At 69.7% G+C, this 9,607-nt stretch carries 10 protein-coding genes; 8 read left to right on the top strand and 2 right to left on the bottom strand.

What is annotated here, in order from left to right; translation table 11 throughout:
- The 4 genes from IT40_RS25410 to IT40_RS25395 form a co-directional block, all read left to right on the top strand.
- A partial coding sequence (locus IT40_RS25410) for an efflux RND transporter permease subunit (RefSeq protein ID WP_036761035.1) occupies positions 1-2,607 on the top strand: 2,607 nt, incomplete at its 5' end.
- Entirely contained in the window at positions 2,604-3,647 is a 1,044-nt protein-coding gene (gene selD, locus IT40_RS25405) for a selenide, water dikinase SelD (RefSeq protein WP_036761032.1), read from the top strand. The genes IT40_RS25410 and selD, both read left to right, overlap by 4 nt.
- A gap of 95 nt (positions 3,648-3,742) precedes the next feature.
- Complete coding sequence (locus tag IT40_RS25400) at positions 3,743-4,099, top strand: hypothetical protein (RefSeq protein ID WP_036761029.1); 357 nt, start codon at positions 3,743-3,745, stop codon at positions 4,097-4,099.
- 63 nt (positions 4,100-4,162) lie between these two features.
- The gene (locus IT40_RS25395) at positions 4,163-4,582 is read left to right on the top strand and encodes a PaaI family thioesterase (protein WP_036761026.1); all 420 of its coding nucleotides are present in this window, start codon (positions 4,163-4,165) and stop codon (positions 4,580-4,582) included.
- A 1-nt stretch (position 4,583) separates the two neighbouring features.
- Here the strand turns inward: IT40_RS25395 and IT40_RS25390 are convergent, their stop codons facing one another.
- Complete coding sequence (locus tag IT40_RS25390) at positions 4,584-5,279, bottom strand: fumarylacetoacetate hydrolase family protein (RefSeq protein WP_036761023.1); 696 nt, start codon at positions 5,277-5,279, stop codon at positions 4,584-4,586.
- Between the two features lie 113 nt (positions 5,280-5,392).
- Here IT40_RS25390 and IT40_RS25385 point away from each other — a divergent pair, with 113 nt between their 5' ends.
- The 3 genes from IT40_RS25385 to IT40_RS25375 are packed head-to-tail and all read left to right on the top strand — an operon-like array spanning position 5,393 to position 8,234.
- On the top strand, positions 5,393-6,046 hold the full coding sequence (locus tag IT40_RS25385) for a protein-L-isoaspartate O-methyltransferase family protein (RefSeq protein ID WP_036761022.1): 654 nt from the start codon (positions 5,393-5,395) through the stop codon (positions 6,044-6,046).
- Positions 6,047-6,068: 22 nt separating this feature from the next.
- Complete coding sequence (locus IT40_RS25380) at positions 6,069-7,463, top strand: TolC family outer membrane protein (protein WP_052096329.1); 1,395 nt, start codon at positions 6,069-6,071, stop codon at positions 7,461-7,463.
- A gap of 30 nt (positions 7,464-7,493) precedes the next feature.
- Complete coding sequence (locus IT40_RS25375) at positions 7,494-8,234, top strand: hypothetical protein (RefSeq protein ID WP_036761020.1); 741 nt, start codon at positions 7,494-7,496, stop codon at positions 8,232-8,234.
- Between the two features lie 283 nt (positions 8,235-8,517).
- On the opposite strand, the gene IT40_RS25370 is transcribed toward IT40_RS25375, so the two are convergent.
- Complete coding sequence (locus IT40_RS25370) at positions 8,518-9,303, bottom strand: DeoR/GlpR family DNA-binding transcription regulator (RefSeq protein WP_036761038.1); 786 nt, start codon at positions 9,301-9,303, stop codon at positions 8,518-8,520.
- Positions 9,304-9,336: 33 nt separating this feature from the next.
- On the opposite strand from IT40_RS25370, the gene IT40_RS29805 reads away from it, so the two are divergent.
- The coding region (locus IT40_RS29805) for a hypothetical protein (protein ID WP_208855417.1) at positions 9,337-9,607 on the top strand (271 nt) is incomplete at its 3' end.

The following is a 9,607-nucleotide window of genomic DNA, read 5'->3' as shown; positions in this document are numbered from 1 at the left end:
GTCAAGCGCACCGAGGGGGCGGGCGGGGTCAATGTCTTCGGCTCGGGCTATGCCATGCGGATCTGGATGGACCCGCTGCGGCTGGCGCAGTTCCAGCTGACGCCCACGGACCTGACCACCGCCGTGGCGCAGCAGAACAGCACCGTCTCGGTCGGCGCGCTGGGGGAGCAGCCGGTGGTGGCGGGCCAGCAGTTCACCGCCAACATCACCGCGCAGAGCCAGCTGACCTCGGTCGAGGATTTCCGCAACATCCTGCTGAAGACCGGCGAGGACGGCGCCACCGTGCGGCTGGGCGACGTGGCCGAGGTCGAGATCGGCCAGACCCGCTATGGGCGCGATTCGCGCTTCAACGGCATGAACGCCTCGGGCTTTGCGGTGAACCTGGCCACCGGCGCCAATGCGGTCGAGACGGCGAGCGCGGTGCGTGCCACGCTGGAGGGGCTGAAGAACGCCCTGCCCGAAGGGGTCGAGGTGCATATCGCCTATGACACCGCGCCCTTCGTCGAGCTGTCGATCGAGAAGGTCTATCACACGCTGATCGAGGCCATCGGGCTGGTGTTCCTGGTCATCCTGGTCTTCCTGCAGAACTGGCGGGCGACGCTGATCCCGATCATCGCCATCCCCGTCGTGCTGCTGGGCACCTTCGGCATGCTGGGGGCGCTGGGATATTCGGTGAACACGCTGACCATGTTCGCCATGGTGCTGGCCATCGGCCTTCTGGTCGACGACGCCATCGTCGTGGTCGAGAACGTCGAGCGGGTGATGGAGGAGGAGGGGCTGGGCCCCGTCGAGGCCACGGAAAAGAGCATGGGCCAGATCAGCGGCGCGCTGATCGGCATCGCGCTGGTGCTGTCGGCGGTGTTCCTGCCCATGGGGTTCATGCCCGGTTCGACCGGGGTGATCTATCGCCAGTTCTCGGTCACGATCATCACCGCCATGGTGCTGTCGCTGCTGGTGGCGCTGATCCTGACGCCGGCGATGTGCGCCAGCCTTCTGCGGCAAAGCCACGGCCCGGCGCGCTTTGCGCCCGCGCGCTGGTTCAACGCCGGTTTCGACCGGGTGACGCGCGGCTATTCCGCCAGCGTGCGCCGCACCCTGCGCCGGCCGATGCTGGTCATGCTGGTGCTGGGTGCGATCAGCTATGGCGCCATCGACCTGTTCGGCCGCATGGACACGACCTTCATCCCCGGCGAGGATCAGGGCGTGCTGCAATCGCGCATCACCCTGACCCAGGGCTCGACCGCGCAGCAGACCGCCGCCGTGGTGCAGGAGATCGAGGAATACATGCGGACCGAGGAAAAGGTCGCGGTGGAATCGGTCTTTGTCGCCATGGGCTTCGGCTTCGGCGGCACCTCGCAGAACCGGGCGATGATCTTCGTCAAGCTGCGCGACTTCGACCTGCGGCAGAAGGCCGAGCTGTCCGCCTCGGCGGTGGCGCGGCGCGCGAACGCGCATTTCTCGGGGCACCGGGCCGGGCGCATCTTCTTCATGCAGCCGCCGGCGATCCCGCGGCTGGGCAACTCGGCCGGCTTCACCATGTACCTGACCGACCAGGCGGGCGGCGGCATCGAGGCGCGGACCGAGGCGGCCGAGCTGCTTGAGCAGCGGGCGAACGAAGACCCGCGGCTGACCAATGTCGAAAGCTCGGGCACCGAGGACGAGGCGGCGTTGCGCATCGACATCGACCAGCAGAAGGCGGAAAGCCTGGGCGTCAGCCTGTCGGGCGTGAACGCCATGCTTTCGACCATCTTCGCCGGGACCGAGGTCAACGACTTTGCCCTGGGGGCGCAATTGCGCCCGGTCATCGTGCAGGGCGCGGCGGCGAACCGGATGCAACCCGAGGACGTGGACAGCTGGTATGCCCGCAACGCGGGCGGCGAGATGGTGCTCTTCACCGCCTTCATGTCCACCCGCTGGGAGCCGGTCGAGCCCTCGCTGGCGCGGATCGACGGCATCGACGCCATCGAGATGGAGGGCGAGCCGGCGCCGGGCGCCAGTTCCGGCCAGGCCATGGCGGCGATGGAGGAACTGATCGCCGGCCTGCCCGGCAACTATGCCGCCGCATGGACGGGCCTGTCCTATCAGGAGCGGCAATCGGGCAACCAGGCGCCTTGGCTGTTCGCGCTGTCGGCGCTGGTGGTGTTCCTGTCGCTGGCGGCGCTTTACGAAAGCTGGTCGGTGCCGTTCTCGGTCATGCTGGCGGTGCCGGTGGGGGTTCTGGGCGCGGTGGTGGCGGCGCTGACCTTCGGCCAGGCCAACGACGTCTATTTCAAGGTCGGCATCCTGACCACCATCGGCCTAGCGGCCAAGAACGCCATCCTGATCGTCGAATTCGCCCGCGACCTGGAACAATCCGGCCGCGCCACCGTCGCGGCCGCCATCGAGGCCGCGCGGCTGCGGCTGCGGCCGATCCTGATGACCTCGCTGGCCTTCATCCTGGGCGTTCTGCCCCTGGCCATCGCCACCGGCGCGGGGGCGGCGGCGCAGAACTCGATCGGCATCGGGGTGATGGGCGGGATGATCGCGGCGACCTTCCTTGGCATCTTCATGGTGCCGGCGTTCTACGTTACCGTGCGCCGGCTGACCGACAGGAGAGCCCGGACATGAACGACCTTCCCCGACTGACCTCGCTGGCGCATGGCGGCGGCTGCGGCTGCAAGCTGGCGCCCTCGGTCCTGCGCGAATTGCTGGCCGACCAGCCGATGGCGCAGGCGTTCCCGCAGCTGCTGGTCGGGACCGAGACCTCGGACGACGCCGCGGTCTGGCAGGTGGACGACGATACCTGCGTCATCGCCACCACCGATTTCTTCATGCCCATGGTGGATGATCCGCGCGCCTTCGGCCGCATCGCCGCGACCAATGCGATTTCCGACATCTATGCCATGGGCGGGCGGCCGATCATGGCGCTGGCCATCCTGGGCATGCCCATCGACAAGCTGGCGCCGTCGCAGATCCGCGAGATCCTGGAAGGCGGGCGCGAGATCTGCCACCAGGCCGGGATTCCGGTGGCGGGCGGCCATTCCATCGACGCGCCCGAGCCGATCTATGGCCTGGCGGTGGTCGGGCTCTGCCATCCCTCCGAGCTGCGGCGCAATGCCGATGCGCGGCCGGGCGACGCGCTGATCCTGACCAAGGGGCTGGGCGTCGGCATCTATTCCGCCGCGATCAAGAAGGGCGCGCTGGACGAGGCCGGCGTGGCCGAGATGGTCGCCTCGGCCACCACGCTGAACCGCATCGGCGCCGACCTGGCCAAGCGCGGCGATGTCCATGCCATCACCGACGTGACCGGCTTCGGCATCCTCGGCCACGGGCTGGAGATCGCGCGGGGCGCCGGGCTGCGGCTGCGGCTGAGGCTGGCGGAATTGCCGCTGTTGTCGCGGGCGGCGGAACTGGCCGAGGCGGGTTTCGTCACCGGCGCCTCGACCCGGAACTGGGCCGCCTATGGCGCCGAGGTCGAATTGCCCGAGGGCCTTGCCCCCTGGCAGCGGGCGCTGCTGACCGATCCGCAGACCTCGGGCGGGCTCTTGGTCGCCTGCGCGCCTGGGGCCGCTGGCCAGGTGCTGGATTTCATCCGCGGCGCGGGTTTCCCGCTGGCGGCCCTGGTCGGCCATGCCGAGCAGGGGGTCGCCGGCATCTCGGTCGAATAGCGCCGGGATTCTTGGGTATTTGGACAACGAAGAAGCGGCGTGCGGCGGGGAACCCGGTGCCGTGGCCGGCGTTGGGGCGCAGGAGGATGCAGCCCATGTCGCAGATTTCCCTGTCCCGTATCGCCGTGCTGAGCGTGGCGCTGGCCTGCCTGGCCGCGCCGCTTTCGGCCCAGACTGCCCCTGCCGAGGCGCAAAAGCCGGCACAGACCGCCGCCGCCGCCGGGGAATGCCCGCCCGCCGCGGCCCAGGCCGAGCCCGCGACGCCCGAGACCGCTTTGGCCGACGGCACCGCGCCCGAGAACTCGGGCTCGACCGGTTGGACGGGCGGCACCGGCGGGTCGATGATCGGCACCAATCCTTCGGGTGCGGATGCCGCCACCCGGACCTGGCAGCCGCCCACCGCCCGCGGCCTCGACCTTGCCGGCCGGCCCGAGCCGGTGCCGGCCTGCTGATACGGCGGGCGATTGACGCTGCCCCCCTTGCCGCGGAAGATGCGGGCAAAAAGGGGGACCGCGATGACCGACGACCGGAGTTCTGCCACCATCGAGGCGCATTCGCCCTATTCCGAATCGCTGGAGATGGAGGTCGTGGCCGCCACGCTCGACGAGGTCGTGCTGCGCATGCCGGTGACGCGGACCCTGACCAATCGCAACGGCGTGCTGCATGGCGGCGCGATCATGAGCCTGGCCGATCACGCCGCCGGCACCGCCACCCAGCTGCGCCTGGCCGAGGGCGCCGCCACCACCACGCTGGAAAGCAAGACGAATTTCCTGCGCCCGATTCGCCTGGGCGACGTGGCCGAGGCCCGGCCCCGGCCGCTGCACCTGGGCCGGACCACGATGATCTGGCAGACCGACATCCGGCGCGGCGACGGCAAGCTGGCCGCCGTGGTGATCCAGACCCAGCTGGTGCTGGAATGGAAGGAGCCCGGCTGAGCTATTCCGCCGCGCCGATGGTCAGCTCGACCTCGGCCAGCCCCTCGACCCTGCCGGCCAGCCGGTCGCCTTCCGCGACGGCGCCGACCCCGGCCGGGGTGCCGGTCATGATCAGGTCGCCCGGCGCGAGATGATAGTATTGCGACAGGTCCGCGACCAGTTCCGGGATGGACCAGACCATGTCGCAGATCGGCGCATCCTGCCGCAGCGTGCCGTTCACCTCCAGCCGGATGCGCTGCGCCGCCGGGGCGAAGTCCCGCGCCGGGGTCAGGGCCGAGAAGACGGCCGCGCCCTCGAAATTCTTGGCCAGATCCCAGGGATGGCGCTTGTCCTTGGCCCGGCCCTGCAAGTCCCGCCGCGTCATGTCGAGGCCGGTGCCATAGCCCCAGACCGCCGCCATCGCCTGCGCCGGCGCGATGCGGAAGGCGGGGGCGCCGATGGCCACGATCAGCTCGACTTCGTGATGCAGGTCGCGCGTGCCGGGCGGATAGGGCAGGGTCGCGCCACTTTGTCGCACCGCATGGGCGGATTTCAGGAAATAGAACGGCGCCTCGCGGTCCACCTCGGCCCCCATCTCGGCGGCATGGGCGGCATAGTTGCGCCCGACGCAGAAAATGCGGTTCACGGGGAATCGCACGTCCTGCCCCAGGACCGGCAGCGCGGCGGGCGGCGGCGGGGGAAACAGATATTCGCTCATGCCCGCGACCCTGCCACGGCGGCGGCGTCGCGGCAAGAACGCCGGCGCCGTTGCCCGCACCGGATTTTCGTGGCAAGAGAGCGTAAAGCCAACCGAATGCAGGGTTCGCATACATGACCGATTTCGCGCAGCGCCGCACCATGATGGTCGACACTCAGGTGCGTCCGAACGAAGTGACCAGCTATCCCGTGATCGAGGCGATGCTGAACGTCCCGCGCGAGCAGTTCGTTCCCGAATCGCGCCGCGACGTGGCCTATGTCGGCAACAATATCGACCTTGCCCCCGGCCGCGTGCTGCTGGAGCCGCGGACGCTGGGCAAGATGATGGATGTGCTGGACCTGCAGAACGGCGACCTGGTGCTGGATGTCGGCTGCGGCTACGGCTATTCCGCCGCCGTCATGGCCCGCATCGCCGAGGCCGTCGTCGCGCTCGAGGAGGACGCCGCCATGGCCGCCGAGGCGGAAAGCCGGCTCGCCGCGCAGGACGTGTTCAACGTCGCCGTGGTCCAGGGCGCGCTGGCCGAGGGCTGCGCCAGCCAGGCCCCCTATGACGCCATCCTGATCGAGGGCGCGGTCGAGCAGGTGCCCGAGGCGCTGGCCGATCAATTGCGCGAGGGCGGCCGCATCGTCGCCATGTTCCGCGAGGGCAACCTGGGCACCGTCCGCATCGGCCACAAGCGGGACGGGCGGTTGAACTGGCGCTTCGGCTTCCATGCCACCGCCCCGCTGCTGCCGGGCTTTGCGCGTCCGCGGGGTTTCGTCTTGTGATGCCGACAGGAAAGGCCATGGCATGTTTCGCAAAACGCTGAAAAACCTGCGGCGTCCGCTGATCGCAGCCCTGCTTGCGGGCGCGACGGCGGCCCCCGCCGGGGCCGAATCGCTGGCCGATGCCATGGTCGCGGCCTATCGCCACTCGGCGCTTCTGGAACAGAACCGCGCCGTGCTGCGCGCCGCGGACGAGGACGCGGCCACCGCCCTGGCCCAGCTGCGCCCGGTCGTGCAATGGATCGCCGAGCATAGTTTCCAGAAGATCAACGGCCTGGCCATCGGCCGCTCGACCGGCATCGGGCTGCAGGCCCAGATCACGCTTTACGACTGGGGCCGCAACGCCATCGCCATCGACGCCGCCAAGGAAACCGTGCTGGCCACCCGTGCTGCGCTGGTCGGCGTCGAACAGGACGTGCTGCTGGGCGCGGTCCAGGCCTATCTGGACGTGCGCAGCGCCACCGAACAGGTTGATCTGCAATCCAATTCCGTGCGCGTGATCGGGCAGGAACAGCAGGCCGCCTCGGACCGTTTCGAAGTGGGCGAGATCACCCAGACCGACGTCTCGCAGGCCGATGCCGCCCTGGCCGCGGCGCGCGCCAGCCTGGCGGCCGCCCGCGGCAACCTGGAGGTCGCGCGCGAGGTCTACCGCGCCGCGACCGGCCGGGCGCCGGGCCAGCTTGCGCCGCCGCCGCCCACCCCGGCGCTGCCCGCCTCGCTCGAGGCGGCGCGGCAGATCGGCCAGCGCAGCCATCCGGCGATCCTGCAGGCGCAGCGCCTGGCCGCCGCCGCCGAGCTGGGCGTCGCCGCCGCCGCGGCCGAGCGCAACCCGACGCTGACCGGCCAGGCCAGCATCGGCCGGTCGCGCGAATTGTCGATCCAGGGGCAGGAATCGACCCGCAACACGCTGGGCGCCTCGCTCAGCCTGTCGCAGACGATCTATTCCGGCGGGCGGCTGCCCTCGGCCCATCGCAAGGCGATGGCGCGGCGGGACGAGGCGCGGGCCGGGCTGCTTCAGGTTTCGCGCCAGGTCGACGAGGCGGTCGGCCGGTCCTGGGCGGGAATCGACGTGGCACGGGCGCAGATCGGTGCCATCGACGAGCAGATCGTCGCCGCGCAGCAGGCCTACGAAGGCGTGCGCGAAGAGGCGACGCTGGGCGCGCGCACGACGCTGGACGTGCTGGACGCCGAACAATTGCTGCTCGAGGCGCGGGCGAACAAAATCTCGGCCGAGGCCAATCTGCAATTAGCACATTATCAACTTCTGGCTGCTATGGGTCTGTTGACGGTGGAAAACCTGAAACTGGGGATACCGACCTATGACCCATCGGCCTATTACAATGCGGTGCAGGACGCACCCTTTACCAGCAGGCAGGGCGAAAGCCTCGACCGCGTCCTGCGCGCGCTCGGCAGGGACTGACGCCGCCGCCCTCGATCCGGGGGGCGCATCATGCAGCATGAGGTGATGCGCCAACCGGCGCCGGGCCCCGGCTCGGACAATGTCGGCGACGTGCTGGCCTCGATCCGCCGGCTCATCGCCCAGGATGGGGCGGGCTGCCGCATCCCGGACCAGGCGCTGAACGCGCCGCCGGCCCAGGACGAGGCGCCGCCGGCGCAGACTGCGCCGCTGCCCCGACCGGCATCCTCGGCGCGAATCACCCCCTTGGTGCTGGACAGCAGTATCCTGGTCGCGGCCGGGCCCGTGAATGACCCGCAAGCCGGCATTCCGCCGGAGCCGCGGATATTCGGCGACTGGCTGCGCATGCCGCCGGCCGAGGAACCTGCCGCGCCCGAGGCGCGGGCAGGGCGGGTGGATGCCGCCGAAGCCGCGGCGGATCATGCCGACATCGAAGCCACCATCCAACCCCCCGGCCCTTCGCCCGAGGCGCCGACCACCACCATCCTGCAAATGGAGGAAACCATGCTGCATGCGAATGCTTCCGTGACCCCGATCAACCCGGCTGCCGAGGCGCAGGCGGCCGAAGCCTTGGCCCGCGACACCGGCGAGCCGCATCTTTTCGCGCCCCAGGACAAGGATGCGCAAAAGGGCACCCACCTGCGCGGCATGATCCGCGAGGCGATCCGGCAGGAGCTTCAGGGCGAGATCGGCAACCGTCTCAGCCGCAACCTGCAACAGATGATCCGTCACGAGATCGAACTGGCGCTGCGGCAGATGTGCGAAGAGGATTGAGCCGGCCGTCCCGCCGCCGGGTTCCCGCCGCCGGGCCGTAGTGCAGAAAGGGGCCTGTCCCGACCTGCGCCTGGGCCTTGCGCTTCGATCCGGCCGGTTTCGAAGAATGCCGGTCCCGGCCTTTTCGCCCGAACCCGGCGCAAGGGGCGGCCGCTAGGGCATCGTCCGGGCTGCCAGGTCGGTTCATCGCCACGCGCAACCGCCGGAGGGTCAGGTTCGGATCGGCGACTCCGGTCATCCGCGGCGCTGGTCGGCCATTCGTGCCGGGCTGGCCCAAGGGGGATCAGGTGTCCGCGATCTGGCCGGCCGGGGGGCAAAGCCGCACTTCGGTGTGCCATTCCGTGCAGTGCCGGTGCAGGTCCTGGGGCAGGGGCTGGTCGGTGAAGATCGCATCCAGTTCGGACAGGCTGGCGATGCGGGCCGGCGCGGGGCGGCCGATCTTGGAATGGTCGGTGACCAGGAAGGCGCGGCGCGCCTGGCGCAGGATGGCGCGGCTGACCCGCACCTCGGCCAGGTCGAAGTCCAGCAGGTCGCCGTCATGGTCCAGCGCCGAGGTGCCGATGACCGCGTAATCCACCTTGAACTGCTCGAAGAACTGGGTGGTGAGTTCCCCCACCAGCCCGCCGTCCGAGCGCCGCAGCGTGCCGCCCGTCACCATGATCTCGCAGCCCGGATTGGCCAGCAGGATATTGGCGACATTCATGTTGTTGGTGATGACGGTGATGTTGGAATGATGGATCAGGGCGCGGGCCACCGCCTCGGTTGTGGTGCCCAGGTTCAGGATCAGGCTGCAATTGTCGGGAATTTCCGCCGCGCAGGCCGCGCCGATGGCGGCCTTGGCCTCGGCATTCATGCGCCGCCGGGCCTCATAGCCCAGGTTGACCGCGCCGGCGCGCGGCACCGCCCCGCCATGCACGCGGTCCAGAAGGCCCGCCCCCGCCATCTCGCCCAGGTCGCGGCGGATGGTCTGCAAGGTCACGTCGAAGCGTTGCGCCAGGTCCTCGACCAGCACCCGCCCCTCGGCGCGGGCAAGTTCGAGGATCTCGTTCTGGCGTATGCTGAGTGCCACCGGGCTCTCCATCGGCTGGATGGCGATCACTCTATGCGATCCGGCTTCGCGCGCAAGCGTTCCTTGCAGGGCGAGGAACCGGCGTCGATGTTCGGATCGCGGCGATCCGCCCGGAAACGAAAGCCGCTTGACCGGCCGGATGCCGCGGTGCAGCCTGTGCATCACCCCGACGACAGCAGGCCGCCGATGCCGCATCTTCTTTCGATCGACCAGGGGACGACGTCGTCTCGGGCGATGGTCTTCGACGCTGGTTTGCGTCCGATCGCCTCGGCGCAGCACGAATTCCCGCAGCACTACCCGGCCT

Source organism: Paracoccus versutus, assembly GCF_000763885.1.
In the GTDB taxonomy this organism is placed as follows: Bacteria; Pseudomonadota; Alphaproteobacteria; order Rhodobacterales; family Rhodobacteraceae; genus Paracoccus; species Paracoccus versutus.
The sequence above is the reverse complement of the archived record's forward strand: the minus strand, read 5'-3'. Positions and strand labels throughout refer to the sequence as shown.